This window comes from Streptomyces misionensis, assembly GCF_900104815.1.
GTDB lineage: Bacteria > Actinomycetota > Actinomycetes > Streptomycetales > Streptomycetaceae > Streptomyces > Streptomyces misionensis.
Genome location: NZ_FNTD01000004.1, coordinates 4914082 through 4939702, shown reverse-complemented (window position 1 = coordinate 4939702; position 25621 = coordinate 4914082). Strand labels below are relative to the sequence as shown.

Genomic DNA, 25621 nt, shown 5'->3' with positions numbered 1-25621 from the left:
GAAGCCCGGTGGCCCGGGCGGACCACCGCCCGCCGGTCCGGGGAGGTCGACCTGGACCGGGCCGACGGCACCGCGGCCCGCACCGCTGCCGCCTGCGGGCCCCTTGCCCCCGAACCCGGCCGGGCCGCCCCAGCCGTCCCACCTGTCCGGGCCACCACACCAGTACGGCACCGCCGCGGGCCCGGCGTCCGGGCACCGCACCGGCCGCCGGAGGGCGCTCGTGACGTCGGGCCTGGCCGTCGCCCTCGTCGCCGCGCTCGTCGCCGTCCTGCTGACCCGGCACGGCTCCGGGACACCGGCGGCCGACCGCCGGGCGCCGTTCGCCGCCGCCCTCGTGGACCTGGCCCTGCGACCGGGTGTGCGGTACCGCGCGCCGGCGGGCGATGCCGGCTGGTCCGAGTCACGGGTCACCGCCGGCGGGGAGGCGCTCGGCGAGATGCCGTACGCCGGTACCCGCGTCACGGCCCTGACCGTGGACGGCACCACCTACCTCAAGATGCCGGACACCCCGGGCGCCGGCCTCGGCGACCCGGGCGGCGGTACGGATCTGGCGGGCAAGTGGGTCGCCGGGGTCCCGTCGGCCGACACCGCGGGCGGCGCGGCGCCGCGGGCGGGAATGAGCCCCACGGCCCTGGCGAACGCACTGCTCGACGCGGTCGACAGCGAGGGTACGACCCTGTCGGACGCCGCTGCGACGGCCCCGCTCCCGAAGGGCGTGCCCGCGCTGCGGGCGAGCACCGCCCGGGGCGACCTGTACGTGACGAAGGCACGCCCGTACCGGGTCCTGGCATTCGTGCCGCGCGGCGCCGCGGCGGACGGGCACGGCCGGGCGGACGCCGCCGCCTGGCGGGCGGGGACGCGCGAGCCCGCCGCCGGGGACCGGCTCGCCGCCTTCGCCGCCGGGGCGAGCGCACCCGCCGGCGCCTTCGCGGTCTCCGCGCTGTCCACGGCGGAGGCGAAGGCCCTGTTGGGCGAGGTCCAGGAGGACACCGCGCAGCTGTCCGGCGCGCTGGACGCCGGCGTCACGGCCCGCCTCGAAGAGAAGCCGCAGGTGAGCTGCTCCGCCACCGGATGCGAGGTGAGCAGTCACATCACCGGCATCGTCCCCGGACGCGAGGCCCGCAAGCGGATCACCGGCGGCCGGGTGACCGTGGAACTGACGGCGACCCTGACGATCGAGGGCCGTCCTGCCGGGAGCTGCACGGCCACCGAGGAAATGCCCCTGGCGGGCGCGGGCGACATCGCGTGCAGTGACCCGGACGCGGGTCCGGTCTTCGCCGAGCAGGAGGACGAGAAGAGACGGGAGGCGGAGTCCGGCTCCGCGAGCCAGGGCGGGACGCCGGTTCCGTACGACGTCCGTTCCGTCGCCGACGTCACCGTCCGTGTCCTGGCAGAGGTGGACGTGTCGGCCCTGCGGCAGGCGCAGCAGCAGGAGCAGGCGGTCCTGGAAGCACCCGCCCCGGCCACTGTGCTGGAACGGGCCGCGCCCTCCGGGGGTGACGGGGCCGACGACTGCGCCCGGACCCACCCGGCCGGGGCGGACCCCAACGGCGCGGGCTGGATACTCAACACCCACGGCGCCAACGGCCGCGCAGAAACCGGTCAGGCATGCCTGAGGAAGCCGCCGAACAACAGCAGCGACGAGACCAAGGCCGATCCGGTCGGCTACCCGGAGGCCCGCGCCAAGGTGCGCGCGCTCGGCCGTGACCCCCGGGACGACCTGGCGCGCTGCCACATCGTCGCGGCGCGCTTCGGCGGCTCCAACACGCGGGCGGACAATCTCAGCCCGTGCGGTCAGCGCATCACGAACAACGGCCCGCTGGGCATGTCGGCGTTCGAGAGCGAGGTGGCCGGGGAACTCGCGCGCGAACCGTCCGGCAGCGTCCGCTACCTGGTCCAGCCGTTCTTCGCGTCGCCCCGGAGCGTCGTCCCCGAGGGCTTCGTGATGATCGCCATCGGCTACACACCGGCCGGGATCCCCGCCCACGTCCTGTCCCGGTCGGTCCTGAACGTGGTGGAGCCGGCGGGCGGCGGGAGCCTGGTGAACCTCGGCAAGTGAGCCCGGCCACGGCGGGACGGGGAGTACCGCACGGACGAGCACGCGAACGGCCGGGCACCGCGGCGGATACGGCCGGGTACCTCAGGACGCGAGACCCGCCACGGCAGAACGCGGAGCGCCGCACGGACGAGCACGCAAAACGAATGCGCTCGGCCCGGGCACCGCGGCCGGCTCCCGTGGCGGCGACGGCACCCATCGCCCGGTCCCGTCCCCCGGCCTCGCCGGGCGCCGCGGACTCCGGGCCGGGCGGACCTTCCCGGCCGGCCCGTCACGGCCCGGGCGTCACCCCTTCGTCGCCAGCAGGATCACCAGCAGCACGGCCCCCGCCACGGCCGGCGCCGCCAGCTCGTAGGCCCAGCGGACCGTCGTCTCCCCCTGGGCGGACTCTTCCTTCCCGCGCCGGTCCAGGGTCTCGCGGAGGTCGTCCATGACCTTGTCGGACGACGCCCGGGTCGGCCCGCCGTCGGCGCCGCGCGCGGTGAGCGCGCCGAAGCCGAAGGCCCCGGCGCCGGTCGCGGAGCTTCCCGAGGCCGAACGCCGCGCCGCGTTCGCCGCCCGCTGCTCGGCCTTCTTGCGGGCGCGCAGCGAGACCGGGACGGCCCACAGCTGGTACTTCGCGCCGGACTTGGCCAGCGCCTCGTTCGTGTAGCCGGAGCGCAGGGTCTCCACCTCGCCCCAGGGCAGGGTGATCACCCGGAACGGGTTGCGGATCCGCAGCCGGTCGTCGTTGGCGAAGACGGCGGGGCGCAGGGTGAAGGCGATCACCAGCGGAAAGAGCATGATCATCGCGGCGAGGGCCAGCCACGGCGTGCGGCCGTGACCGCGGAACAGCGCGTCGAAGCCCAGCCAGGCGACGACCGCGAGCAGCAGCACGCCACCCACGAGCCCCATGGGCGAGCGGTAGATCCGGTCCTTCACGGTGGGCACCGGAGGCTGCGACGCGGGTGACTTGTGGTCCGGGGTCGTCATGGCCCGATTGTGCACGACCGGCGCACGGCCGCCGCCACGCGCCCCGGTACCCGTACCCATCCGTGATGTGCCGCGCTCCCGGGCCCCCGGGACGACCCGTCCCGCGACCGAGCGAGGGACGCGGGGGTGTACAGCCGCTACGCGCGTAGATATGCTCGTCTGGTGACCATGCCCACCACTGCACCCCCCGCACATGCGCTCGCCGACGTCACCGCGTCCGACAGCACGCTGCGCCGCTTCCTGCACGGGCTGCCCGGCGTCGACGCGGTCGGCCTGGAGGCGCGCGCCGCGTCCCTCGGCACCCGTTCCATCAAGACCACCGCGAAGGCGTACGCCATCGACCTCGCCATCTCGATGGTCGACCTGACGACGCTGGAAGGCGCGGACACCCCGGGCAAGGTCCGGGCGCTCGGCGCCAAGGCCGTCCACCCCGACCCGACGGACCGCACGACCCCGACCACGGCCGCGGTCTGCGTCTACCCCGACATGGTGGCCGTCGCCAAGGAGGCCGTCGCCGGCTCCGGCGTGAAGGTCGCCTCGGTCGCCACCGCCTTCCCGGCCGGCCGCGCGGCCCTCGACGTGAAGCTGGCCGACGTCCGCGAGGCCGTCGCCGCGGGCGCCGACGAGATCGACATGGTCATCGACCGCGGCGCGTTCCTCGCGGGCAGGTACCTCAAGGTGTACGACGAGATCGTGGCCGTGAAGGAGGCCTGCGGGACGAGCGCCCGGCTGAAGGTCATCTTCGAGACCGGCGAGCTGTCGACGTACGACAACATCCGCCGCGCCTCCTGGCTCGGCATGCTCGCGGGCGCCGACTTCATCAAGACCTCGACGGGCAAGGTCGCCGTCAACGCGACGCCCGCCAACACGCTGCTGATGCTGGAGGCGGTGCGCGACTTCCGCGCGCAGACCGGCGTCCAGGTCGGCGTGAAGCCGGCCGGCGGCATCCGCACCAGCAAGGACGCCGTCAAGTTCCTCGTCCTGGTCAACGAGACGGCCGGCGCGGACTGGCTGGACAACCACTGGTTCCGCTTCGGCGCCTCCTCGCTGCTGAACGACCTGCTGATGCAGCGTCAGAAGCTGGCCACCGGCCGCTACTCCGGCCCCGACTACGTGACGGTGGACTGAGACCTCATGGACATGGAAATGCTGTCATCCGCATTCGAGTACGCACCGGCGCCCGAGTCCCGCTCGGTCGTCGACATCGCGCCGTCCTACGGCCTCTTCATCGACGGCGAGTTCGTCGAGGCGACCGGCGGCAAGGTCTTCAAGACGGTCTCGCCGTCCACCGAGGAGGTCCTGTCGGAGGTCGCCGAGGCCACCGAGGAGGACGTCGACCGCGCGGTGAGGGCCGCCCGCAAGGCCTTCGAGAAGTGGTCGGCGCTGCCCGGTGCCGAGCGCGCCAAGTACCTGTTCCGCATCGCCCGGATCATCCAGGAGCGCAGCCGCGAACTGGCCGTCCTGGAGACGCTGGACAACGGCAAGCCGATCAAGGAGACGCGGGACGCCGACCTTCCGCTGGTCGCGGCCCACTTCTTCTACTACGCGGGCTGGGCCGACAAGCTCGACCACGCCGGCTTCGGCGCGGACCCGCGCCCGCTGGGCGTGGCGGGCCAGGTCATCCCGTGGAACTTCCCGCTGCTGATGCTGGCGTGGAAGATCGCCCCGGCCCTGGCGACCGGCAACACGGTCGTCCTGAAGCCCGCCGAGACGACCCCGCTGTCCGCGCTGTTCTTCGCGGACGTCTGCCGCCAGGCGGGCCTGCCCAAGGGCGTCGTCAACATCGTGACCGGTGCCGGCCGTACCGGCGCGGCGCTGGTCGCGCACCCGGACGTCAACAAGGTCGCGTTCACGGGCTCGACGGCGGTCGGCAAGGAGATCGCGCGGACCGTGGCCGGCACGCGCAAGAAGCTCACCCTCGAACTGGGCGGCAAGGGCGCGAACATCGTCTTCGACGACGCCCCGATCGACCAGGCCGTCGAGGGCATCGTGAGCGGCATCTTCTTCAACCAGGGCCAGGTCTGCTGCGCCGGCTCGCGCCTCCTCGTCCAGGAGTCGGTCCAGGACGAGCTGCTGGACGCGCTCAAGCGCCGCCTGTCCACGCTGCGCCTGGGCGACCCGCTGGACAAGAACACCGACATCGGCGCGATCAACTCCGCCGAGCAGCTGGCCCGGATCACCGCACTGGCCGAGAAGGGCGAGGCGGAGGGCGCCGAGCGCTGGTCCCCGGCCTGCGAACTGCCGTCCTCCGGCTACTGGTTCGCGCCGACGCTGTTCACGAACGTCACGCAGGCCCACACCATCGCCCGCGAGGAGATCTTCGGCCCGGTGCTGTCGGTGCTGACCTTCCGCACCCCGGACGAGGCGGTCGCCAAGGCGAACAACACGCAGTACGGGCTGTCGGCGGGCATCTGGTCCGAGAAGGGCTCGCGGATCCTGGCGGTGGCGGGCAAGCTGCGCGCGGGCGTGATCTGGTCCAACACGTTCAACAAGTTCGACCCGACCTCGCCGTTCGGCGGTTACAAGGAGTCGGGCTTCGGCCGCGAGGGCGGCCGCCACGGCCTGGAGGCGTACCTCGATGTCTGACGCACGACTTTCCGTCTTCAAGACCTACAAGCTGTACGTGGGCGGCAAGTTCCCGCGTTCCGAGAGCGGCCGGGTGTACGAGGTGACGGACGCGAAGAACAACTGGCTGGCCAACGCTCCCCTGTCGTCCCGCAAGGACGCCCGGGACGCGGTGGTCGCCGCGCGCAAGGCGTTCGGCGGCTGGTCGGGGGCGACCGCGTACAACCGCGGCCAGGTCCTGTACCGCGTCGCGGAGATGCTGGAGGGCCGCCGCGAGCAGTTCGTGCGCGAGGTCGCCGACGCGGAGGGCCTGTCGAAGTCGAAGGCCGGCGCGGTGGTGGACGCGGCGATCGACCGCTGGGTCTGGTACGCGGGCTGGACCGACAAGATCGCCCAGGTGGTCGGCGGCGCGAACCCGGTGGCGGGGCCGTTCTTCAACCTGTCCTCGCCGGAGCCGACGGGCGTGGTGGCCGTGCTGGCCCCTCAGGACTCCTCGTTCCTGGGCCTGGTCTCCGTGCTCGCCCCGGTGATCGCCACCGGCAACACGGCGGTCGTGGTGGCGAGCGAGAAGTCCCCGCTCCCCGCCCTCTCCCTGGCCGAGGTCCTGGCCACCTCCGACGTCCCCGGTGGCGTGGTGAACATCCTCTCCGGCCGCACGGCGGAGATCGCCGCCCCGCTCGCCGCCCACCAGGACGTCAACGCGATCGACCTCGCGGGCGCCGACGAGGACCTGGCGAGGGAACTGGAGATCGCGGCGGCCGACAATCTGAAGCGCGTCCTGCGTCCCCAGGCTGTGGATTACTCCGAGACCCCGGGCACCGACCGCCTGACGGCCTTCCTGGAGACGAAGACGGTCTGGCACACCACCGGCTCCCTGGGCGCCGGCGGCTCCTCCTACTGACCCGTCAACGCCGCGCCCCTCCACCGGGGGCGCGGCACTCGCCGTGGCGTTCCTCAAGGAGCGGCCACGGGCGGGGGCAGCGGCGCGATCTCCCTGTCGAAGAACGCGTGGAAGTCCTCCCCGCGCTCGTACAGCGCCTCGAACCCGGCCGAGGTCTCCCGGATGAGCTCCGGGTCGGTGAACCGGTTGGCACCCGCGGCGTTCCCGTCGTCGTCGTAGAGCACCTCGTACATGGCGACGTCCCCGAGGATCACGACTTCCGGTACGGGGCGTTCCCGCTCGATGTCCGAGATCTTGCGTGCGTCGAGCACTCTGATCTCGTCCCCGAGCTCCACCCGCAGGCGCAGCACGAACAGCTCCCACTGCACGTAGGGGGTCACCGGGAACTCCACCACGCGGAGCCGGCGTTCCCGGATGCCCAGCCGCGCCGCCTCACGGAACTGCTCCGCGTAGATCTCGCGCTTCTCCTCGACGAGGGACAGTGCCCGGTCCCATTCACCGGCGGCGAAGGCCTCCCAGCTGGCGAATCCGCGCTCTTTGAAGTGCTGGCCGCGTTCGAGCTTGTTCATGTGGGGAATCCCGCTCGCGCGGACGCGCCGGAAGTCCGCGTGATACGCGGGGCGGTCCATGTGCTCGAAAACGCCCTGCGGGAAGGAGTCAAACATTCGGGATATCCGGTTTCGCCGCGATCAACATGTTCCTCGGAATGACGACGAGCCGTTCGTCCGCCCCGATGGAGACCCCGGTCGGCAGCCTGCCGCCCAGGGACTCCGTGAGGTCCCGGCCCACGACGGCTATGTCCCCGTTCTCCAGCTCCCAGATGTCGGGGCAGTCGGGGTTGTCGGTCGTGTTGCCCAACTCCCGCGGTGATTTCCCGAGCCGCCGCTTGAACGTCGTGGTCGGATCGGCTTCCCACGGCCTGTTCGCCATACCGTCGTCCCCCTACGCTTGACCGAGAGCAGCACACCGTAGTACTCAGCGTAACGACCGGTTCGCGATCGAGAGCCGCCAATTCTGGTCAAGGGGGAGCTGTGGGGTCAGGCGCCATGGACGGCCGCGCCGAGGACCGTGGCCGTGTCTACCAGGCGTCCGGCGACCAGCACATCACCGAGCATCACCATTACGGGGGACAGCCTGCCGCACCCCGCGGCCCTGACTCGGTGCGACGTCCGGCGGTCGGCCGGCCCCCGGTCGTACTGCGGGACCGTGCCGAGGTGCTGGAACGGCTTCGGGCGAGTGCGCGTACGCGCCGTGGCGGAGAGGTCTACGTACTCCACGGCATGGGCGGCTGCGGCAAGACCGCGGTCGCCTACACGTTCTTCCAGCAGGCGACCGGCGAGTTCGGCAGGGCGGGCCTGTGGGTCGGCGCCGCCGACCGCGCGAGCCTGCGTGCCGGCATGCTCGCCGTCGCGGCCGACCGCGGCGCGGACGACGGCGAGCTGCTGGCCGCGCGCAACGGACTGCGGCCCGCCGCCGATCTCGTATGGCAGTACCTCGACCGGTCGCCCGAACCCTGGCTGCTGGTCCTGGACAACGCCGACCAGCCCGAGATCCTGCGGGACGGCCATTGGCTGAGGAGCAGTCCGGGCGGCATCGTCGTGGTGACCACGCGCCGGTCGGCACCTCACTGGTGGCCCGGTGCGCGGTTGCAGCACATCGGCGTGCTGCCCCGGGAGGACGCCGCGCGGGTGCTGTGCGACCTCGCCCCGCACAGCGGCACACGCGAACAGGCGGCGCAGGTGGCGGAACGGCTCGGCCGGCTGCCGCTCGCGCTCACGCTGGCGGGCGGTTTCCTCTCCCAGCAGGTGCTCGATCCCTGGACGATGGAGACCTACGGGCACCGCCTCGACGAGGGGGAACGGGTCGAACTCATCGATCAGGGGGCTGACGCCTTGTCGGAACAGGATCCACGGCACACGGTAGGGCTGACGTGGCAGCTCACGCTCGACGCGTTCGAGGCCCGAGGACTGAGTGAAGCGACCGCCCTGCTGAGGCTGCTGTCCCGCTTCGCCCCCGAGCCGCTGCCGCTCTCGGTGCTCGACCGCGCCGAGATCGACGGTGTCGTCCCCCGGTCCCGTTGCGAGAGCGCGCTGCGAGCGCTGCTCGACCAGTCCCTCACCGAACTGGTCGACGTGGGGGTGCGGTGCGCGCAGAGCCACGGGGTGCTGCTCGACAGTGTCGCGGCGGCCGCACCGGAGCAGCAGGTGCCCGTTCTCGACACCACGGCCGTCCGCCTGCTCGACGCGGCCGTCCCCGCCGTCCCGGACGCGGGACCGCACGACCCGTTGCTCCGGCTGCTGGTGCCCCACGCGCTCGCCCTGCTGCGGCGCGTCCAGGACCCGCGGGCATCGGCCGACGCGCTGGCCGTCGTGACCCGGCTGACCGTCGCCCTGCACCGCACCGGGGAGTACCTGTCCGCCTGGGAGACCGCCCGGGCCGCGGCGGACCTCGGCGAGTCGCGGCTCGGCGCGGAACACCGGCTCGTGCTGGCCGCCCGCTCCCGGGCCGGACGGGCCCTCTTCCGGCTGGGCCGGTACGAGGAGGCCGAGTCGCTGCTCGCGCACGTTCGGGCCGTACAGGAGCGTCAGTTCGGGCCGCGCGATCCCGACACCCTGGACAGCTGCCACGGCCTCCAGCTCGTGCTGGGCAATCTCGGACGGCGGGACGAAGCCATCGCCCTTCTCCGGGCCACCATCGCCGGCCGGCGCAGGGCGCTGGGACCCGCCCACCCCCTGACCCTGCGCTCCCGCGCGAGCCTGCTGGTCCTGCTGCCGGCCGCTCGGGTCGTCGCCGAGGACGGTGGCGCGCTGCTGTCCTTGCCCGCGGAATGCGCCCGGCTCCTCGGCCCCGACCACACCGTGACCCTGGGCGCGCACCACAACCACGCCTGGGCGCTGTACCTGTTGGGCCGCTTCGACGAGGCCGACCAGGAACTGCGGCTGGTCACCGAGGCCTACCTGCAACGTTTCGGACCCGACTACCCGATCGCGCTCTCGGCCCAGCAACTGCTGTCCCGGACCCGTGCCGCCCGCGGGCACATGGACGAGGCGATCGCGCTCATGTCGGACGTCGTGGCCAGGAGGGAGCGCGCCATGGGCGCCGACCACCCGTTCACGGTCGCCGGCCGGCAGCTGCTGGACGAGTTCGCGTCGGGGCGGCGGCAGCCGCCCCCGGCCTGACCCCGGCCCGGCCGTACCGGAGTCGCGAGTCAGCCCCGACCCCCGCCCAGCAGCCCCATCACCTGCCCCACCACCGGCACCGCCCCGAGCGACTCCGCCTCCGCGATCGGGGCGGTCAGCATCTGGGAGCCCACCGGCTTGAAGTCGGCGACCTGGGTGCCCACTCCGTTGTCGAGGGGGTCGACGCCGGTGCCGGCCAGGGGGTTGGGCTTGAGGCCGGCGATCGGGCCGGTGACGTAGCCGACCGTGCCGGTGAGGACCGTGAGGCCGGCCTGGGGGTCGACCTTGCCGAGGGAGGTGGGCCGCCACGGCACGTCCACGAGCGGGGTGCCGGCGTCCGCGTGGGCCGTCGCCGTGCCCGCGCCCAGTGCCGCGCCCGTGGTCAGCAGGGCGAACAGGGCGCGCCGCGCGGTGGGGTGCTGGGTCTTGCTGTGTCGGGCCATCGCTGGTGCCACCTTCTGGTGCGCAGGGTAATGATGTCGCGACACAGGGTAGTTGAGAGGTGACCCGCGCTTCAAAAGCGAACCGCGGGGTCGGCAGGCGGCGCGCCATGCGTCAAACTGGTGTTCCGTGAGCATTCATCCCCCGTCCCCCGCCCGTGTCGTGCTGCTGTGCGGCCCCTCGGGTTCGGGCAAGTCCCTGGTCGCGGCCCGTTCCGGGCTGCCCGTCCTGCGCCTGGACGACTTCTACAAGGAGGCCGACGACCCGACGCTGCCGCTGGTGGAGGGGAGTTCGGACATCGACTGGGACCATCCGCGGTCCTGGGACGCGGACGTCGCCGTCGACGCCATCACCCGGCTGTGCGCCACGGGGTCGACCCCGGTGCCGGTGTACGACATCTCGCTCAGCGCCCGTACCGGCGAGGAGACGCTGCGGCTGGGCCGTACGCCGCTGTTCATCGCGGAGGGGATCTTCGCCGCGGAGATCGTCGAGCGCTGCCGGGAACTCGGGGTGCTGGCGGACGCGTTGTGCCTGCGCCGCGGTGCGGTCACCACCTTCCGGCGGCGTTTCCTGCGCGATCTGAAGGAGGGCCGCAAGTCGGTGCCCTTCCTGCTGCGCCGCGGCTGGCGGCTGATGCGCGCGGAGCGCACGATCATCGCGCGCCAGGTGTCCCTCGGTGCCCACCCGTGCGACCGGGACGAGGCCCTCGGCCGGCTCGCTGCCGCGGCGGCGGGACGGGGGGCACGGCAGCAGACGGCCGCCTGACCGCCGTACGGGAGAGGGCGCGGAAGAGGCGGAGAAGACGGAGAAGAGGGACTGGTCGGGCCCCCCGGTCCGACCAGTCCCTCTCCGTTTCCTCCCCCGTGCTCCCCCGTGTCCCCCCTGTTCCTCCCCGTGGGTCCACCACCCCCCGGTGGTTCCCCCGTGGTCCCCCGTGTTTCCCCCGTTCTTCCGGGCAGCCCCCCAGCCGCCCGGCCCCCGCCCTCAGGCGACCAGTTCGCCGAAGGCGTCCTCCTCGTCACGGCCGAAGCTGAGGACCTCGTCCTCGCGCAGCCGGCGCAGCGAGCGCCAGATGCTGGACTTCACCGTGCCGACACTGATGTTGAGTATGTCCGCGATCTCCGGGTCCGTACGGCCCTCGTAGTAGCGCAGGACCAGCATGGTGCGCTGCAGCTCGGGCAGCCGGGCCAGCGCCTGCCACAGGACCGCGCGCAGCTCGGTGCCGCGCATCGCGTCCGTCTCGCCGGGCGTCTCCGGCAGTTCCTCGGTCGGGTACTCGTTGAGCTTGCGCCGTCGCCAGGCGCTGATGTGCAGGTTCGTCATCGTGCGCCGGAGGTAGCCGCCGACGGCCGCCTTGTCGCTGATCCGGTCCCACGCCCGGTAGGTCGAGAACAGCGCGCTCTGCAGCAGGTCCTCGGCCTCGAAACGGTCGCCGGTCAGGTGGTAGGCGGTGGCGTACAGGGAGGCGCGGCGCTCCTGGACGTAGGCGGTGAACTCCGCCTCCGTCAGCGAGCGACGCTCCCCCGAGTCCTCCCGGTACGCGCTCGACCCCTGCGTCTCCGCCGTACGCGCGTCGACCACCGTCATGTACGGCTGCTGCGCGTACCCGGTGTGCTGACGCCCGGTGCCGCGGCACCCCCGCCCTCCCCCACGCTCGAACGTGCTCGTGCGGGAGGGACCCCCCTCGGCACCGGACTTCTCGGAACCCCGGTGCACGTCGTGCAGACGCGTGACCACTGCGCTGGTGCTGATGCTGTGCAGCGTGTTCATCTCGCGCTCCCCGTCGTGGACTTCCGGTGATTCGGTCGTGCTCCCGGCCTCGCCCGGTCGTACTCCGGGCTCCGCCTGGTCGTGCTCCGGGCTGTTCCGGCCGGTGCGGCCGGATCCGGCTCCCCGCCGTGCCCGTGACCAAAAGCCTGCCGCGATCACTTCATCGCCGTGTCCGCCGACTGTCACAGACCTGTCACAGGACCCGGGACACCGGCCGCGTCACAGGAAGTGCACAGCCGGTGGTGATGGTGCGGCCTGATACGGACAGGTCGTACGACACCCCGGCCATGGGCCAGAATGGGCGGGTGCCTTCCCTGTTGCTGATCGAGGACGACGACGCCATCCGTACGGCCCTGGAGCTCTCACTGACGCGCCAGGGACACCGTGTGGCCACCGCTGCGAGCGGCGAGGACGGTCTGAAGCTGCTGCGCGAGCAGCGGCCGGACCTGATCGTGCTGGACGTGATGCTGCCCGGCATCGACGGGTTCGAGGTGTGCCGGCGCATCCGGCGCACCGACCAGCTGCCGATCATCCTGCTGACCGCGCGCAGCGACGACATCGACGTGGTCGTCGGACTCGAGTCCGGCGCCGACGACTATGTGGTCAAGCCGGTCCAGGGGCGGGTGCTGGACGCCCGGATCCGGGCCGTGCTGCGGCGCGGGGAGCGGGAGTCCAGCGACTCGGCGACCTTCGGCAACCTGGTCATCGACCGCTCGGCGATGACCGTGACGAAGAACGGCGAGGACCTCCAGCTCACCCCGACCGAGCTGCGGCTGCTGCTGGAGCTGAGCCGGCGGCCCGGTCAGGCGCTGTCGCGGCAGCAGTTGCTGCGGCTGGTGTGGGAGCACGACTACCTGGGCGACTCCCGCCTGGTGGACGCGTGTGTGCAGCGGCTGCGCGCCAAGGTGGAGGACGTGCCCTCGTCCCCGACCCTGATCCGTACCGTCCGTGGTGTCGGCTACCGCCTGGACGCTCCTCAGTGACCGATACGCAAGGGGGGCTGCGCGGCTGGGCCGCGGGCCGTAGGGGAAGTCTGACGCGGCTCAGGTTCACGAGTCTCAGGCTGCGGCTGGTCGTCGTCTTCGGGCTCGTCGCCCTCACCGCCGCGGTGTCCGCGTCGGGCATCGCGTACTGGCTGAACCGCGAGGCCGTGCTGACCCGCGCCCAGGACGCGGTGCTGCGCGACTTCCGGCAGGAGATGCAGAACCGCGCGGGCGCCCTGCCGGCCCACCCCACCCAGGACGAACTCCAGCGCACGGCGGGCCAGATGGCCTCCAGCAGCCAGAGCTTCAGCGTGCTCCTGGTCGGCCAGGACGCGCACGGCAAGACGGTGTACGGCAACTCGGGCGGCATCAACGGATTTTCGCTGGAGGACGTGCCCAAGTCGCTGCGGACCGCGGTGAACCGGCAGCAGAAGGTCTCCGACGTCAACAAGCAGCCGTACCACCTGTACTGGCAGCGGGTCGTGGACCACGGCACGCCCTACCTGGTCGCCGGCACGCGGGTGATCGGCGGCGGCCCGACCGGCTACATGGCGAAGACCCTGGAGCCGGAGGCGAAGGATCTCGACTCGCTGGCCTGGTCGCTGGGCATCGCCACCGGGCTCGCGCTGATCGGCGCCGCGCTGCTCGCGCAGGCCGCCGCCACGACCGTGCTCAAGCCGGTGCACCGCCTCGGCGTCGCCGCGCGGCGGCTCGGCGAGGGCAAGCTGGACACCCGGCTGCGGGTCTCCGGGACGGACGAACTCGCCGATCTCTCCCGGACGTTCAACAACGCGGCGGCGGCCCTGGAGAAGCGGGTCGCGGACATGGCCGCGCGGGACGAGGCGTCCCGGCGCTTCGTCGCCGACATGAGCCATGAGCTGCGTACGCCGCTCACCGCCATCACCGCCGTCACCGAGGTGCTGGAGGAGGAGCTGGACTCGGAGGCGGGCGGCATCGACCCGATGATCGAGCCCGCGGTCCGGCTGGTGGTCAGCGAGACCCGTCGCCTGAATATTCTGGTCGAGAACCTGATGGAGGTCACCCGCTTCGACGCGGGCACCGCCCGGCTGGTCCTGGACGACGTCGACGTCGCCGACCAGATCACCGCCTGCATCGACGCCCGCGCCTGGCTGGACGCGGTGGAACTGGACGCCGATCGCGGCATCCACGCCCGCCTCGACCCGCGCCGCCTGGACGTGATCCTCGCCAACCTGATCGGCAACGCGCTCAAGCACGGCGGCTCGCCGGTACGGGTCTCGGTGCGCGAGGCCTCCGACTCGGTGGTCATCCAGGTCCGCGACCACGGCCCCGGCATCCCCGAAGAGGTGCTCCCCCACGTCTTCGACCGCTTCTACAAGGCCAGTGCCTCCCGCCCCCGCTCCGAGGGCAGTGGTCTCGGCCTGTCCATCGCGATGGAGAACGCCCACATCCACGGCGGCGAGATCACGGCGGCCAACTCCCCCGAGGGCGGCGCGGTGTTCACCCTCCGCCTGCCCCGGGACGCCTCGCTGCTGACGGAGGAACAGACGCAGGACGACGGCGGGAACGGTGACGACGCCCCGGGGAAGGAGGGGTCATGACGCCGGTACGACGCCGGGGCCTGCTGGCCCTCCCCCTCCTGGCCGTCCTGCTCACCGGCTGCGGCATCCGGGCCACCGAGGTGCCGACCGACTTCGGCCCGGCGCCCTCGCGCGTCCCGTGCTCGCTGGCGGGCCCCGACCTGGCGACCCAGACGTCACAGGGCGTCCCGGTGCAGGTCTTCCTCCTGTGCCGGGAGTCCCTGGTCACGGTGGACCGCACGGTGCGGGTCCCCGAGGGCACCCCGGACGCCCGCCGCCGGGTGATGGTGGCCCAGGGCCTGCTGGACGAGCTGGCGGCGGCCCCCTCCCCGGCGGAGCGGTCGGCGGGCTACACCACCCGCGTCCCCGGCGGCCTCACGGTCTCCGGCCCCGCCCCGCACGACCCCGAGGACACCCTCCGCCTCGGCACGCCCCCGTCCCGCCTCCCCGCCTCCGCCCTCGCCCAACTGGTCTGCACCCTTTCCGACTCGGCCGCCACCGAAGCCGACGGCTCGGTCGTCCTCGGCGGTCCCGCGCCCTCCCCCCTCCGCCGCTACGCGTGCACGGAGGAGGTCCGCAACAGGCCGACCGGCACGCCGCCGCAGAGCGAGGTGACGGAGGGCGCGGGGTAGCGCTCCGCGAGGGCCCTGGCATCTTCGAGCGCCTGCGCCGAAAGCTGATCAACGACTCGCGGTGGGCCTTCTCCAGACACCCGAATTACGCCCGCGCGGTGACACTCGCGGCCAACCCGTTCGTCACGGACGAGTATGTGGAGGACATCGTCGCCACTCGCCTGGAACGAGCGCACATCCTCAAGGACGCCACCCGACCGGAATACTGGGTCATCCTGCACGAGAACGTACTACGGCATTCCGGTCGGTGGCGACGAGGTGATGGCGCGCCAGCTGGATCACGTCGCGAGCCTGATGAGAGAACGAGTGGGGTGGGTGACGGTGCCCCCGTACGCGGCGGCAGCGCATGCATCGATGAGCGGCATGCTCCAGCTCATGGACTTCGAGGACGCACCTCCGGTCGCCTATACGGAGACGTCGTTCTCGGGCACGTTGATGGACGATCCGGCTGTGGTGAAGCGGGCACAGCCGCAGCAGCCGCCAGCGGCCCGCGCTCCCGCCGCTCCCGCGCGCATACGATCTGCTGAGGGTCGCCGCGCTGTCACCGGAGGCGTCCCTGGCCCTGATCGAGTCGATGGCTGAGGACTACAGACGATGCGCGAGTACGACCTGATCAACGCCAACTGGTTCAAGAGCAGTTACAGCAACGGCGAGGGCGGCGAATGCGTGGAGGTCACATACGACTTCCTGCGCGACGCCAGCTGGTTCAAGAGCAGCTACAGCAACGGCGAGGGCGGCGACTGCGTCGAGGTCTCCCACGACTTCATCGGCTCCACCCGCTGGCGGAAGAGCACGTACAGCAACGGCGAGGGCGGCAGTTGCGTCGAGGTCGCCGACGGCTTCCCCGGTGTCGTGCCCGTCCGTGACAGCAAGGTGGCGGACGGTCCCGCGCTGGTGATCGGGGCGGCGGCGTGGACGGAGTTCGTCGGCGCCGTGGGGTCCGCCCGCTTCTAGCCGGCGGCGCCGCCCGCTGTCCGTGCCCGGCCGGGCAGCGGCACCACGCCGGTGCCCCGAATCCCTCTCACACCGACCCCAAAGCACCTATGCGGAACCGATCGTGCAGACCCACGCGTCTACGGGGGCGTGCAGCGTCAAGGGGACTTCGGCGGCAGCGCCGCCATCCGCATCCGTGCGGCAGGCGGCATCCTCCTCCTCGCCCACCTCGCCTACGTCGCCTGGCTGATGCTGCGGCCGCTGGACGTGCCGTGGGTGACGCCGCCCAATCTGCACCCGCTCGCCGGCATCCGGGCCGACCTGGCCCTCGGGTGGCCGGCCGCGGTGAAGCCGCTGGGTGAGGGGATCGCCCTGCTCGCGCCGCTCGGCGTGCTGCTGCCGATGGCCAACGGCCGGCTCACCGTCTCGCCGCTCGCCTCCCTGCTCCGCACCGCCGCCGCGGCCGCCCTCGTCTCCCTCGGGATAGCCCTGTTGCAGACCGGGGTCCCCGGCCGGGTCGTGGACGTCGACTCGCTGCTGCTGAACACGACCGGCGTGATCCTGGCCCATCTGCTCGTCGTACCCGCGGCGCGGGCGCGTCTGCGCAGGTGGGAACGGTTGCGCGAGCAGTCGGACAGCGAGCCGGCCATCGTCCCGGAGGAGTTTTCTCAGGGGCGGACCCCGAGGATTCCCAGGGTCGGAATAGCTCCTTAGAGTGACGCTTCGTCCGCTTCGCACCCGTATCGTCGAAGACAGTTGGAACGAGCGATCGACGACCACGGAGGACAGCGACATGACCGCCCTTGCCCGCCCCACCCACGGCCGCATGATCGGCGGAGTGTGCGCGGCCCTCGCCCGCCGCTTCGGCACCTCCGCCAATACGATGCGGGTGATCTTCCTGCTGTCCTGCCTGCTGCCGGGCCCGCAGTTCCTGCTCTACATAGCCCTGTGGATCCTGCTGCCGTCCGAGGACAAGGCCCACGCCGCCAGTTGGTGACACACGCGTCGCTGGGGCGCCCCGGTCGGTCCCGGGGCGCCCCAGCGCCGTTGTACGGGCTGTGCCGTGCGGTGGCGTCAGCCGAGCGGAAGACCGTTCAGGCCCATGCCGTGCGTGGGCAGACCGGTCTTGCCCACCGGCAGACCGCCGAGCAGGCCCGCCACGGGCGCGGTCGGCCCCTGCGCGAGCACCTTCTGCACGGCGGGCTGCGCGGCGGCCACTCCGGTGCCCAGGGCGTTCTGCCCCTGGGCGACCGCCTCGACGGTTCCCGGCAGCGCCTTGGTGACGTTCTCGGCCGGCAGCGACGTGGCCACGCTGTCCAGGGCCTGCGAGGTGGCGGGGGCGGCCTGGGCGGCGCCCGCGCCGACGGCGGCGATGGCGGCACCGAGGGCGGCGACACCGAGGGTCTTGGCGGCAGACTGCTTCATGAAATGCGTCCTTGAATGCGGAGACGGGAGAGGGCAGATCGCAAACGATCCGAGCGGTCCACGACCGTAAACACGGTATGCCGCACCCCGCAAACACCGAAATGCGGACACGCTGCGAAAACGTGTCCGCATGTCGAATCCGAAAAGGCGGTGCGCTACCCCTCGAACCCGGCAGAACCGCTGGTCGGAGCGGTCTGCTGAAACAGCCATTCGGATTTCAGCTCGGCGTATCCGGGCTTGATGACGTCATTGATCATCGCAAGCCGTTCATCGAAAGGAATGAACGCTGATTTCATCGCATTGACGGAGAACCATTGGATGTCGTCGAGCGTGTAACCGAACGCGTCGACAAGGTGCTCGAACTCCTGGCTCATGGTGGTGTGCGACATCAGACGGTTGTCGGTGTTCACCGTGGCCCGGAAGAACAGCCGGCGCAGCAGCCCGATCGGATGCTCGGCGTACGACGGCGCGGCCCCCGTCTGGAGGTTGGAGCTGGGGCACAGCTCCAGCGGGATCCGCTTGTCCCGGACGTACGACGCGAGCCGGCCGAGCCGCACCGACCCGTCCGGGCGGACCTCGATGTCGTCGATGATCCGCACCCCGTGCCCGAGCCGGTCGGCGCCGCACCACTGGAGCGCCTGCCAGATGGACGGCAGCCCGAACGCCTCTCCGGCGTGGATGGTGAAGTGGTTGTTCTCGCGCTTGAGGTACTCGAAGGCGTCCAGGTGCCGGGTGGGCGGGTGACCGGCCTCGGCACCGGCGATGTCGAAGCCGACGACGCCGGAGTCCCGGTAGCGGTTGGCGAGTTCGGCGATCTCCAGCGAGCGGGCCGCGTGCCGCATGGCGGTCAGCAGGGCGCCGACCCGGATCCGGTGCCCGTTCTCGCGGGCCAGCCGCTCCCCCTCGCGGAAGCCCTCGTTGACGGCCTCCACGACCTCTTCCAGGGTCAGCCCCCGCTCCAGGTGCTGCTCGGGCGCGTACCGCACCTCGGCGTAGACGACACCGTCCTCGGCGAGATCCTCGGCGCACTCCCGGGCGACCCGGACCAGGGCGTCCCGGGTCTGCATCACGCCGACGGTGTGCCGGAAGGTCTCCAGATACCGCTCCAGCGAGCCGGAGTCGGCCGCCTCGCGGAACCAGATGCCCAGCTTGTCGGGGTCGGTCTCGGGCAGCTCCGCGTACCCGGACTCGTGGGCGAGTGCGACGACGGTGCCCGGCCGGAGCCCGCCGTCGAGGTGATCGTGCAGCAGAACCTTGGGCGCCCGGCGGATCTGGTCCGGCGTCGGAACCGGCGCCGGGAGGTTCGCCGGGACGGTCCCCTTCGGTGCAGTCTGGCTCGTCATTTCCGCACTGTAACGCCTACGCGCGTAGAAGGCGCCGGGTCCACACCCGGACGAGGCCGGACGTTTTCCGTCTCCTTTACGCCGATACGCAAAGGTGACCGCACGTACGGGTTTTGTACACCGCGCCTTCTGACACTGTTCTGTCATGGGACAGCAAGCGACTCGGGTCCGAACGGCCGGGCTGGGCAGGGTGGTCGGGGCGGAGCCGGCCTCGGTGTGCGGGGCGGTGCTGCTGCTGCCCGGTGGGGAGGAGGTCTCCACGCGCAGGCGGTCCCCGATGTGGGCGGCGGCGTTCGTCCGGTCGTTGGGGCGCCGGTTCGCCCGGGAGGGGCGGGCCGAGGGGGTGGCCGTGCACGCCGTCCGCTACCGCTGCCGGGGCTGGAACGGCAGCGAGGCCCGGCCGGCCGCCGACGCGGAGTGGGCGGCGGACGAGATCGTACGGCGGTACGGGGACGTTCCCGTGTGCCTGGTCGGCGTCGACATGGGTGGCCGGGCGGCCCTGCGGGCGGGGGGCCACGAGGCGGTCAACTCCGTGGTGGCGCTGGCGCCCTGGCTGCCCGAGGAGGACGTGGCCGCGCCCGCCGAGCCGGTGAAGCAACTGGTGGGGCGGCGGGTGCTGATCGTGCACGGCACCAACGACCGGTGTACCGAACCGGAGTTGTCGTTCCGGCTGGCGGCGCGGGCGAAGAAGGTGAACCGGGAGGTGTGCCGGTTCGAGGTGCACTCGGACGGGCACCGGTTGCTCGGCCACCGGGACGAAGTCGTGTCGCTGGCGGCCGACTTCGTGCGCGGCGCGCTGTTCGGGCATCCGGTCTCCCGGCCGGTCGAGGACGCGCTGGCCGCGCCGCCGCCGATCGGGCTGCGGATGCCGCTGGCCGCCGGGTTCGGCAGGTCGCTCAGGCGCTGAGCCCCGGGGCCGGGTCAGGGCAGCAGGTTGCCCCGTCTCGACAGCAGGAACTTCTTGAAGGCGGCCACCGGCGGGGTGTCCGGGCGGCCGGCCGGCCAGGCGACGCCGATCTCGCGGACGGCCCGGGGCGCGGTGACCGTCAGCTCCACCACGCCCGGCCTCGGCACCGTGGGCGGCGGCAGCAGGGCGACCCCGAGACCGGCCGCGACCAGGCCCCGCAGTGTCTCCGCCTCCTCCCCCTCGAAGGCGATCCGGGGCGCGAACCCGGCCTCGCGGCACAGGGCGTCGGTGATGCGGCGCAGGCCGTAACCGGGTTCCAGGGTGACGAAGTTCTCCTCGGCCGCCTCGGCCAGCCGGATCCGGCGGCGGCCCGCCAGCGGGTGGTCGGCGGGCACGACCAGGCGGAGCTTCTGCTCGTCCAGGCGGCGGGCGGCCAGGTCGGGGGCGTCCGGGACGGGGGAGGTCAGGCACAGGTCGAGCCGGCCGGCGCGCAGTCCCTCCAGCATGGCCTCGCCGTGGTTCTGGACCAGGCTGAAGCGGATGCGGGGGTGCTCGGCGCGGAAGGCGTGCAGCAGTCCGGGCACGGTCTCGGCGCCCATGGTGTGCAGGAAGCCGAAGGCGACCTTGCCGGTGGCCGGGTGGGCGTCCGCGCGGACCTCCTCGGCGGCGCGTTCCACCTCGGCGAGGGCGCGTTCGACGGAGGCGAGGAAGGCGCGGCCCGCGGTGGTGAGGACGAGGGTGCGGCCGCGGCGGGCGAACAGGTCGACACCCAGGTCCTCCTCCAGCCGGGCGATGGCGCGCGAGAGGGTGGACTGGGGGACGTCCATCTCCTGGGCGGCGCGGGTGACGTGCTCGGTGCGGGCCACGCCGGCGAAGTAGGCGAGCCGGGGCGCGAGCAACAGCGCCATGTCTTCTGTGTCACCGGACGGTGACAGGCGGGGCTGTGACCTCTGCTGATGCTCCATGGGATCGATTATGGCGATTCCATGCATTGGACGGATGTAAGGAGTGTCCCTACGGTCGAGGCATGTCTCCTGCCAGTACCGGGGCGTCCACGGCCGTGGACGCCGACGCGCCCGTCACCGCCACCGAGTCCCGCACCGCCGCCGGGACGCCCGACACCCGGATGACGCCGGGCGGCCCCGGCTACCGCCGGATGAGCCTCGCCCTCTTCCTCGCCGGGGTCGCGACCTTCGCCCTGCTGTACTCCACCCAGGCCCTGCTGCCGCTGATCTCCGACGACCTCGGGGTCGCGGCGGGCGAGGCGAGCTGGACCGTGGCGGCCGCGACCGGCGGTCTCGCGCTGTTCGTGCTGCCGATGAGCGCGCTGTCGGAACGTTTCGGCCGCCGTACGGTGATGACGGCGTCGCTGTCGGTCGCGGTGGCCGTCGGGCTGCTGGTCCCCTTCGCGCCGTCGATCGGCGCGCTGGTGGCGCTGCGCGCGGTGCAGGGCGCGGCGCTGGCCGGGCTGCCCGCGTCGGCGCAGGCGTACCTGGCCGAGGAGGTGCGGCCGCGGGCGCTGGTCACGGCGATCGGTCTGTTCGTGGCCGGCAACAGCGTCGGTGGCATGAGCGGCCGGGTGATCACCGGCTGGGTGGCGCAGCTGTGGGGCTGGCGGGTCTCGGTCGGCGTGATCGGACTGGTCGCGGTCGGGTGCGCGGTGGCGTTCCGGCTGCTGCTGCCCGCGCCGCGGCACTTCACGGCGGGCTCGCTGCGCCCCCGCGTCCTGCTCGGCACGGTCCGCGACCACCTGTGCGACCCGCTGCTGCGCCGTCTGTACGCGATCGGCGCGCTGTTCATGACGGTGTTCGGCGGCGTGTACACGGTGATCGGCTACCGGCTGACGGGCGCGCCGTTCGGGCTGCCGCAGGGCATCATCGGTTCGATCTTCCTGGTCTATCTGGTGGGCACGGTCTCGGCGTCCACCGCGGGCCGGCTGGTGGGCCGGGTCGGCCGCCGGGGCGCGCTCTACCTGGCGGGCGGCACGACCGCGGCGGGGCTGCTCCTGTCGCTGGCCGGGTCGCTCCCCCTGGTGCTGCTCGGGCTGGTGCTGATCACGGCGGGCTTCTTCGCCGGGCACGCGGTCGCCTCCTCGGCGGTGAGCAAGACCGCCACCCACGGCCGCGCCCAGGCCTCCGCGCTCTACCAGTCGGCCTACTACATCGGGTCCAGCGTCGGCAGCACGGTCGGTGCCGTGGCCTTCCACTCCGACGGCTGGTCCGGCACGGTGGGCGTGGGCCTGTTCGCGATCGTCGGGGTCGTCGCCATCACGGTCCTCGGCTCGCGGGCGGCACGGCGGGAGCCGGCTCCGGCGTGACCCGCGAGGTCTCGTCTTCCCCCTGGTCGGGGCCGGTTGTCAGTGGGCGCGGATAGCGTCCGCGGGGCAACTGGGCCATCGACGCAGGGGGTTTGCCGTATGGAGTTCCGGATCGCGCGCGGGGAGCTGGCGGAGGCGGTGGCCAGGGCGGCGCGGGCGCTGCCGGCGCGGACGCCGGTGCCCGTGCTGGGCGGACTGCTGCTGACCGCCGAGGCGGGGCGGCTGACGGTGTCCGGGTCCGACTTCGAGACCTCGGCCCGGGTGGAGACCGGGGCGGAGGTGGGCGCGGCGGGCCGGGTGCTGGTGCTCGGGCGGCGGCTGCTGGACATCTGCCGGGTGGTGCCGGAGGGGCCGGTGAGCTGCGCGCTGGAGGGGACGCGGTTCACCGTGGAGGCGGGCGGCACCCGGTTCGGGCTGTCGACGCTGCCGTACGAGGAGTATCCGGCGCTGCCGGCGGCGCCGGCGGAGTACGGGGAGGTGGACGCGGAGGCGTTCGCGACGGCCGTCGGTCAGGTGGCGGTGGCCGCGGGGCGGGACGACACGCTGCCGGTGCTCACCGGGGTCCAGCTCCGGCTGGAGGGCGCGGAGCTGACGTTGTCGGCGTCCGACCGGTACCGCTATGCGGTACGGCGGCTCGAGTGGCGGCCGGGGGTGGCGGCCGGGGAGCCGGTGGAGGTGCTGCTGCCCGCGCGAAGGCTGCTGGAGACCGCGCGGGGGCTGGCGCGGTGCGGGTCCGCGCGGGTGCTGCTGGCGCCGGGGGACGGGACGGCCGGGGTCGTGGGGTTCGAGGGCGGGGGCGCGCGGACGCTGCTGCGGCGTCTCGACGGCCGGCTGCCGGGGTACGGCACGCTGTTCGAGCTGGCCGGTGCCTCGGTCGCCGAGGTGGACACCGAGGCGCTGGCGGAGGCGGTGCGGCGGGTGGCGGTGGTGGCCGAGGCGAACAGCCCGGTGCGGCTGGACTTCGCCGCGGACGGGGGCACGCTGCTGGTGCGGGCGGGTTACGGGGACGACGTGGCGGCGCAGCGGCTGCCGGCCGTGCTGCGCGGCGCGGAGGAGGCGACGGTGGCGTTCAATCCGGCGTACCTGCTGGACGCGCTGAACTCCTTCGCGTGCCCGGGGCTGCGGATCGAGCTGCTCGGGGCGGGTCAGCGGGCGCTGCTCGGCGGCACCGGGGCGGCGGACGACCATCGGCATCTGCTCATGTCCGTAAAGCAGTTGGTCTGATTCGGTCGCTTTACGACTCCGGCGGTCATTGTCAGTGGGCTGCGGTAGCTTCGCGAGTGGTGGGGCGCGAAGACGCGTACGAACGGTGACGGGACGGGTGGGCGATGGGTGACGGTACGGCGGCGGCGGGGATCGACGTCGCCCTGGAGAGGCACCGGACCGAGCTGACCGGTTACTGCTACCGGATGCTCGGGTCCTCCTTCGAGGCGGAGGACGCGGTGCAGGACACGCTGGTGCGCGCCTGGCGCAGCCACGACCGGTTCGAGGGCCGGTCGTCGCTGCGCTCGTGGCTGTACCGGATCGCGACGAACGTGTGCCTGGACATGCTGTCGGCGGGCAACAGACGGGCGCGGCCGATGGATCTGACCGACGCGACGCCGCTGGCGCAGGCGGCGCTGTCCCCGCGCCCCGACCACACCTGGCTGGAGCCGGTGCCGGACGCGCGGGTGCTGCCGGCGGTGGGCGATCCGGCGGAGGCCGCGGTGGCCAAGGAGTCGGTCCGGCTGGCGTTCATGGCGGCGTTGCAGCAGCTGCCGCCCAAGCAGCGGGCGGTGCTGATCCTGCGCGAGGTGCTGGCGTGGAAGGCGAGCGAGGTCGCCGAGCTGCTGGACACCTCGGTCGCCTCGGTCAACAGCGCGTTGCAGCGGGCGCGGGCCACGCTCGCCGAGCGGTCGCAGGTCGGTGCCGAGGGCGAGGTGTCCGACCCGCTGGACGAGGAGCAGCAGAAGCTGCTGGAGCGCTATGTGAAGGCGTTCGAGGGGTACGACATGGCGGCGCTGACGGCGCTGCTGCACGAGGACGCGGTCATGACGATGCCGCCGTTCGACCTGTGGCTGCGCGGTCCGGCGGACATCACCGGTTTCATGTCCACCATCGGCGCCTCCTGTGCCGGCTCGCGGCTGGTGCCGGTGCGGGCCAACGGGCTGCCGGGGTTCGCGCACTACAAGCCGGACCCGGACAACGGCGGCTTCAGCCCGTGGGCGGTGCAGGTGCTGGAGCTGTCAGGGGGCCGGATCACCGGTTTCCACTGCTTCCTCGACACCGGGCGCTGGTTCCCGCTCTTCGGTCTGCCCCTCCATCTGGAAGCGGAGGCCGGCGAGGGCGAGGAGGGCGCGTAGCGCGGGGGCGGGGGCGCGCAGCCGGATCCGCCCGCCGGCCCGGCGCGCGGCCAGCTCCAGCCGGGCCAGCAGGTCCACCTCGGCGAGGCCCGGCGGCCCGAGCGCGCCCACGTCGCACACGACGGTCCGGGCGCCGGTGCGCTCCAGCGCGGCCCGTACGGCCGCACAGAGCACCGGCACCTCGTCGCGCCCCGCGGTTCCGGGCAGCACGAGCACGGGGAGTTCCTCGGCGTCCACGGGGAGATAGACGGCCGGGCGGGGCGTAACTCATCGCGGCGCCGGGGCCGATCGGAATCACATTGACCGACCGCACGTGCCCGCTGGAGGGTTGGGGCCGTGACGGGGGTACTCAGCGGTTTCGCGGTGATCGCGATCGTGATCGGGGCGGGCTATGTGCTCGGGCGGCGCGGGACGCTCGGGGCGCAGGGCGTGGAGGTGCTGACGCGGCTGGCGTTCACGGTGGCCGGTCCCGCGCTGCTGTTCACCACCCTGGCCAGGGCGGATCTGTCCGTGCTCTTCTCCGCCCGCCTGCTGGTGACGGCGCTGAGCACGGCGGCGGTCTGCGCGGTGTTCGTCGCGGTCGGGGCGGCGCGGCGGTGGGGGACGGGCCGTACGACGATCGGCGCGCTGTGCTCGGGGTACGTCAACTCGGGAAACCTCGGCATCCCCATCGCCGCGTACGTCCTCGGCGACGCGTCACTGGTGGCGCCGGTGCTGCTCTTCCAGGTCGTCCTCGTCACGCCGGTCGCGCTCACCGTGCTGGACCTGTCGGGCACGGGCGGCAAGGGCACGCTCGCGCAGCGCCTGCTGACGCCGCTGCGCAACCCGATCGCGGTGGGGTCGCTGTCGGGGGTCGTGGTGTCGGCCGCGGGCTGGAGGCTCCCCGGCCCGGTGATGGAGCCGCTCACCCTGATCGGCAACATGTCCGTCCCCGCGGCCCTGCTGGCCTTCGGCATGTCCCTGCACGGCAGCGCGGCACCCTGGCGCGGCCCGGACCGCCGACTGGTCTTCCTCTCCGTGACGTTGAAGTCCCTCGGCCAGCCACTGGCCGCCTGGGCCCTGGCCACGTCCCTCTTCCACCTCCACGGCGCCCCCCTGCTCGACGTGGTCGTCACCTCCGCCCTCCCGGCGGCCCAGAACCTCTTCACCTACGCCACCCGCTACCACGTCGCCCAGTCCCTGGCCCGCGACTCGATCCTCCTGTCGACGGTGGTCTCGGTACCGGTACTGGTGGGGGTGGCGACGGTTTTGGGGTGAGCGTGGCCGCGCCGGCGGGCGCCGAGTGCTCGTCATGCC

Annotated in this window: 26 protein-coding genes and 2 pseudogenes; 19 read left to right on the top strand and 9 right to left on the bottom strand. The window is 72.8% G+C overall.

Going from position 1 to position 25621, the window contains the following annotated elements; all coding sequences use genetic code 11:
- The first annotated feature begins 220 nt into the window (after positions 1-220).
- A complete protein-coding gene (locus BLW85_RS40620; protein WP_279628614.1) occupies positions 221-2059 on the top strand; it encodes a DNA/RNA non-specific endonuclease in 1839 nt (612 codons plus the stop codon).
- Between the two features lie 282 nt (positions 2060-2341).
- Here the strand turns inward: BLW85_RS40620 and BLW85_RS24220 are convergent, their stop codons facing one another.
- Positions 2342-3028 (bottom strand): PH domain-containing protein, encoded by a 687-nt coding sequence (locus tag BLW85_RS24220; RefSeq protein ID WP_074996189.1) that lies wholly within the window; start codon positions 3026-3028, stop codon positions 2342-2344.
- Between the two features lie 168 nt (positions 3029-3196).
- On the opposite strand from BLW85_RS24220, the gene deoC reads away from it, so the two are divergent.
- From deoC to BLW85_RS24205, 3 genes are read left to right on the top strand one after another with little or no spacing between them, the layout of a single operon-like run.
- Positions 3197-4156, top strand: coding sequence for a deoxyribose-phosphate aldolase (gene deoC, locus BLW85_RS24215; RefSeq protein WP_074993096.1), 960 nt, complete (start codon positions 3197-3199; stop codon positions 4154-4156).
- 21 nt (positions 4157-4177) lie between these two features.
- On the top strand, positions 4178-5614 hold the full coding sequence (locus BLW85_RS24210) for an aldehyde dehydrogenase family protein (protein WP_074996188.1): 1437 nt from the start codon (positions 4178-4180) through the stop codon (positions 5612-5614).
- Positions 5607-6494 (top strand): aldehyde dehydrogenase family protein, encoded by an 888-nt coding sequence (locus BLW85_RS24205; RefSeq protein WP_074993095.1) that lies wholly within the window; start codon positions 5607-5609, stop codon positions 6492-6494. Before BLW85_RS24210 ends, BLW85_RS24205 begins: the two co-directional genes overlap by 8 nt.
- Before the next feature lie 53 nt (positions 6495-6547).
- Here the strand turns inward: BLW85_RS24205 and BLW85_RS24200 are convergent, their stop codons facing one another.
- Both BLW85_RS24200 and BLW85_RS24195 read right to left on the bottom strand, forming a co-directional pair.
- Positions 6548-7159, bottom strand: a complete 612-nt coding sequence (locus BLW85_RS24200) for a DUF6879 family protein (protein WP_074993094.1) — start codon at positions 7157-7159, stop codon at positions 6548-6550.
- Complete coding sequence (locus BLW85_RS24195; RefSeq protein WP_074993093.1) at positions 7152-7424, bottom strand: hypothetical protein; 273 nt, start codon at positions 7422-7424, stop codon at positions 7152-7154. The genes BLW85_RS24200 and BLW85_RS24195 overlap by 8 nt, the downstream gene beginning before the upstream one ends.
- A 116-nt stretch (positions 7425-7540) precedes the next feature.
- Between BLW85_RS24195 and BLW85_RS24190 the strand changes: the two genes are divergently transcribed.
- Positions 7541-9673: a tetratricopeptide repeat protein gene (locus tag BLW85_RS24190; protein ID WP_074993092.1), complete on the top strand. Its 2133-nt coding sequence runs from the start codon at positions 7541-7543 to the stop codon at positions 9671-9673.
- 29 nt (positions 9674-9702) lie between these two features.
- Here the strand turns inward: BLW85_RS24190 and BLW85_RS24185 are convergent, their stop codons facing one another.
- Complete coding sequence (locus BLW85_RS24185) at positions 9703-10116, bottom strand: hypothetical protein (protein WP_074993091.1); 414 nt, start codon at positions 10114-10116, stop codon at positions 9703-9705.
- A gap of 160 nt (positions 10117-10276) precedes the next feature.
- Between BLW85_RS24185 and BLW85_RS24180 the strand changes: the two genes are divergently transcribed.
- Entirely contained in the window at positions 10277-10879 is a 603-nt protein-coding gene (locus BLW85_RS24180) for a uridine kinase family protein (RefSeq protein WP_070026166.1), read from the top strand.
- Between the two features lie 219 nt (positions 10880-11098).
- Here the strand turns inward: BLW85_RS24180 and BLW85_RS24175 are convergent, their stop codons facing one another.
- Positions 11099-11884, bottom strand: coding sequence for a SigE family RNA polymerase sigma factor (locus BLW85_RS24175; RefSeq protein ID WP_070026167.1), 786 nt, complete (start codon positions 11882-11884; stop codon positions 11099-11101).
- 305 nt (positions 11885-12189) lie between these two features.
- Here BLW85_RS24175 and afsQ1 point away from each other — a divergent pair, with 305 nt between their 5' ends.
- The 8 genes and pseudogenes from afsQ1 (at position 12190) to BLW85_RS24140 (ending at position 16988) form a co-directional block, all read left to right on the top strand.
- Positions 12190-12867 carry a two-component system response regulator AfsQ1 gene (gene afsQ1, locus BLW85_RS24170; RefSeq protein WP_106980762.1) on the top strand — a complete coding sequence of 226 codons (678 nt, stop codon included), beginning with the start codon at positions 12190-12192 and terminating at the stop codon, positions 12865-12867.
- On the top strand, positions 12864-14447 hold the full coding sequence (locus BLW85_RS24165) for a sensor histidine kinase (RefSeq protein WP_074993090.1): 1584 nt from the start codon (positions 12864-12866) through the stop codon (positions 14445-14447). The genes afsQ1 and BLW85_RS24165 overlap by 4 nt, the downstream gene beginning before the upstream one ends.
- The gene (locus BLW85_RS24160; protein WP_074993089.1) at positions 14444-15058 is read left to right on the top strand and encodes a hypothetical protein; all 615 of its coding nucleotides are present in this window, start codon (positions 14444-14446) and stop codon (positions 15056-15058) included. The genes BLW85_RS24165 and BLW85_RS24160 overlap by 4 nt, the downstream gene beginning before the upstream one ends.
- Before the next feature lie 83 nt (positions 15059-15141).
- Positions 15142-15671 (top strand): annotated as a pseudogene (locus BLW85_RS40260) (DUF5753 domain-containing protein); the annotation flags it as partial.
- A pseudogene (locus BLW85_RS40935) lies at positions 15653-15733 on the top strand (DUF397 domain-containing protein); the annotation flags it as partial. The pseudogenes BLW85_RS40260 and BLW85_RS40935, both read left to right, overlap by 19 nt.
- A complete protein-coding gene (locus BLW85_RS24150) occupies positions 15725-16012 on the top strand; it encodes a DUF397 domain-containing protein (RefSeq protein ID WP_425275369.1) in 288 nt (95 codons plus the stop codon). The pseudogene BLW85_RS40935 and the gene BLW85_RS24150, both read left to right, overlap by 9 nt.
- Before the next feature lie 129 nt (positions 16013-16141).
- Positions 16142-16705: a VanZ family protein gene (locus BLW85_RS24145; protein WP_070026172.1), complete on the top strand. Its 564-nt coding sequence runs from the start codon at positions 16142-16144 to the stop codon at positions 16703-16705.
- Positions 16706-16784: 79 nt separating this feature from the next.
- Complete coding sequence (locus tag BLW85_RS24140) at positions 16785-16988, top strand: PspC domain-containing protein (RefSeq protein ID WP_074993087.1); 204 nt, start codon at positions 16785-16787, stop codon at positions 16986-16988.
- Positions 16989-17065: 77 nt separating this feature from the next.
- On the opposite strand, the gene BLW85_RS24135 is transcribed toward BLW85_RS24140, so the two are convergent.
- Both BLW85_RS24135 and BLW85_RS24130 read right to left on the bottom strand, forming a co-directional pair.
- Positions 17066-17416, bottom strand: coding sequence for an ATP-binding protein (locus BLW85_RS24135; protein ID WP_070026174.1), 351 nt, complete (start codon positions 17414-17416; stop codon positions 17066-17068).
- A 155-nt stretch (positions 17417-17571) separates the two neighbouring features.
- Positions 17572-18759: an adenosine deaminase gene (locus BLW85_RS24130; protein ID WP_074993086.1), complete on the bottom strand. Its 1188-nt coding sequence runs from the start codon at positions 18757-18759 to the stop codon at positions 17572-17574.
- A gap of 145 nt (positions 18760-18904) precedes the next feature.
- On the opposite strand from BLW85_RS24130, the gene BLW85_RS24125 reads away from it, so the two are divergent.
- Positions 18905-19666 (top strand): alpha/beta fold hydrolase, encoded by a 762-nt coding sequence (locus tag BLW85_RS24125; RefSeq protein ID WP_074993085.1) that lies wholly within the window; start codon positions 18905-18907, stop codon positions 19664-19666.
- 14 nt (positions 19667-19680) lie between these two features.
- Here BLW85_RS24125 and BLW85_RS24120 read toward each other — a convergent pair whose 3' ends face one another.
- The gene (locus BLW85_RS24120; protein WP_070026177.1) at positions 19681-20631 is read right to left on the bottom strand and encodes a LysR family transcriptional regulator; all 951 of its coding nucleotides are present in this window, start codon (positions 20629-20631) and stop codon (positions 19681-19683) included.
- Between the two features lie 62 nt (positions 20632-20693).
- Between BLW85_RS24120 and BLW85_RS24115 the strand changes: the two genes are divergently transcribed.
- From BLW85_RS24115 to BLW85_RS24105, 3 genes are all read left to right on the top strand, one after another.
- Positions 20694-21983: an MFS transporter gene (locus BLW85_RS24115; RefSeq protein ID WP_107409169.1), complete on the top strand. Its 1290-nt coding sequence runs from the start codon at positions 20694-20696 to the stop codon at positions 21981-21983.
- A gap of 99 nt (positions 21984-22082) precedes the next feature.
- Entirely contained in the window at positions 22083-23207 is a 1125-nt protein-coding gene (gene dnaN / locus BLW85_RS24110; protein ID WP_074993084.1) for a DNA polymerase III subunit beta, read from the top strand.
- 104 nt (positions 23208-23311) lie between these two features.
- On the top strand, positions 23312-24325 hold the full coding sequence (locus BLW85_RS24105; RefSeq protein ID WP_074993083.1) for a sigma-70 family RNA polymerase sigma factor: 1014 nt from the start codon (positions 23312-23314) through the stop codon (positions 24323-24325).
- Here the strand turns inward: BLW85_RS24105 and BLW85_RS24100 are convergent.
- Positions 24209-24562: an STAS domain-containing protein gene (locus BLW85_RS24100; RefSeq protein ID WP_074993082.1), complete on the bottom strand. Its 354-nt coding sequence runs from the start codon at positions 24560-24562 to the stop codon at positions 24209-24211. The genes BLW85_RS24105 and BLW85_RS24100 overlap by 117 nt on opposite strands.
- Positions 24563-24661: 99 nt before the next feature.
- On the opposite strand from BLW85_RS24100, the gene BLW85_RS24095 reads away from it, so the two are divergent.
- Complete coding sequence (locus BLW85_RS24095; protein ID WP_070026180.1) at positions 24662-25582, top strand: AEC family transporter; 921 nt, start codon at positions 24662-24664, stop codon at positions 25580-25582.
- The last annotated feature ends 39 nt before the right edge of the window (positions 25583-25621 follow it).

Bases quoted from the DNA above. Each gene is read 5' to 3' on its own strand.
- BLW85_RS24220 (WP_074996189.1), bottom strand. From the start codon at position 3,028: ATGACGACCCCGGACCACAAGTCACCCGCGTCGCAGCCTCCGGTGCCC.
- deoC (WP_074993096.1), top strand. From the start codon at position 3,197: ATGCCCACCACTGCACCCCCCGCACATGCGCTCGCCGACGTCACCGCG.
- BLW85_RS24205 (WP_074993095.1), top strand. From the start codon at position 5,607: ATGTCTGACGCACGACTTTCCGTCTTCAAGACCTACAAGCTGTACGTG.
- BLW85_RS24200 (WP_074993094.1), bottom strand. From the start codon at position 7,159: ATGTTTGACTCCTTCCCGCAGGGCGTTTTCGAGCACATGGACCGCCCC.
- BLW85_RS24195 (WP_074993093.1), bottom strand. From the start codon at position 7,424: ATGGCGAACAGGCCGTGGGAAGCCGATCCGACCACGACGTTCAAGCGG.
- BLW85_RS24190 (WP_074993092.1), top strand. From the start codon at position 7,541: ATGGACGGCCGCGCCGAGGACCGTGGCCGTGTCTACCAGGCGTCCGGC.
- BLW85_RS24185 (WP_074993091.1), bottom strand. From the start codon at position 10,116: ATGGCCCGACACAGCAAGACCCAGCACCCCACCGCGCGGCGCGCCCTG.
- BLW85_RS24175 (WP_070026167.1), bottom strand. From the start codon at position 11,884: ATGAACACGCTGCACAGCATCAGCACCAGCGCAGTGGTCACGCGTCTG.
- BLW85_RS24160 (WP_074993089.1), top strand. From the start codon at position 14,444: ATGACGCCGGTACGACGCCGGGGCCTGCTGGCCCTCCCCCTCCTGGCC.
- BLW85_RS24140 (WP_074993087.1), top strand. From the start codon at position 16,785: ATGACCGCCCTTGCCCGCCCCACCCACGGCCGCATGATCGGCGGAGTG.
- BLW85_RS24135 (WP_070026174.1), bottom strand. From the start codon at position 17,416: ATGAAGCAGTCTGCCGCCAAGACCCTCGGTGTCGCCGCCCTCGGTGCC.
- BLW85_RS24130 (WP_074993086.1), bottom strand. From the start codon at position 18,759: ATGACGAGCCAGACTGCACCGAAGGGGACCGTCCCGGCGAACCTCCCG.
- BLW85_RS24125 (WP_074993085.1), top strand. From the start codon at position 18,905: ATGGGACAGCAAGCGACTCGGGTCCGAACGGCCGGGCTGGGCAGGGTG.
- BLW85_RS24120 (WP_070026177.1), bottom strand. From the start codon at position 20,631: ATGGAGCATCAGCAGAGGTCACAGCCCCGCCTGTCACCGTCCGGTGAC.
- BLW85_RS24115 (WP_107409169.1), top strand. From the start codon at position 20,694: ATGTCTCCTGCCAGTACCGGGGCGTCCACGGCCGTGGACGCCGACGCG.
- dnaN (WP_074993084.1), top strand. From the start codon at position 22,083: ATGGAGTTCCGGATCGCGCGCGGGGAGCTGGCGGAGGCGGTGGCCAGG.
- BLW85_RS24105 (WP_074993083.1), top strand. From the start codon at position 23,312: ATGGGTGACGGTACGGCGGCGGCGGGGATCGACGTCGCCCTGGAGAGG.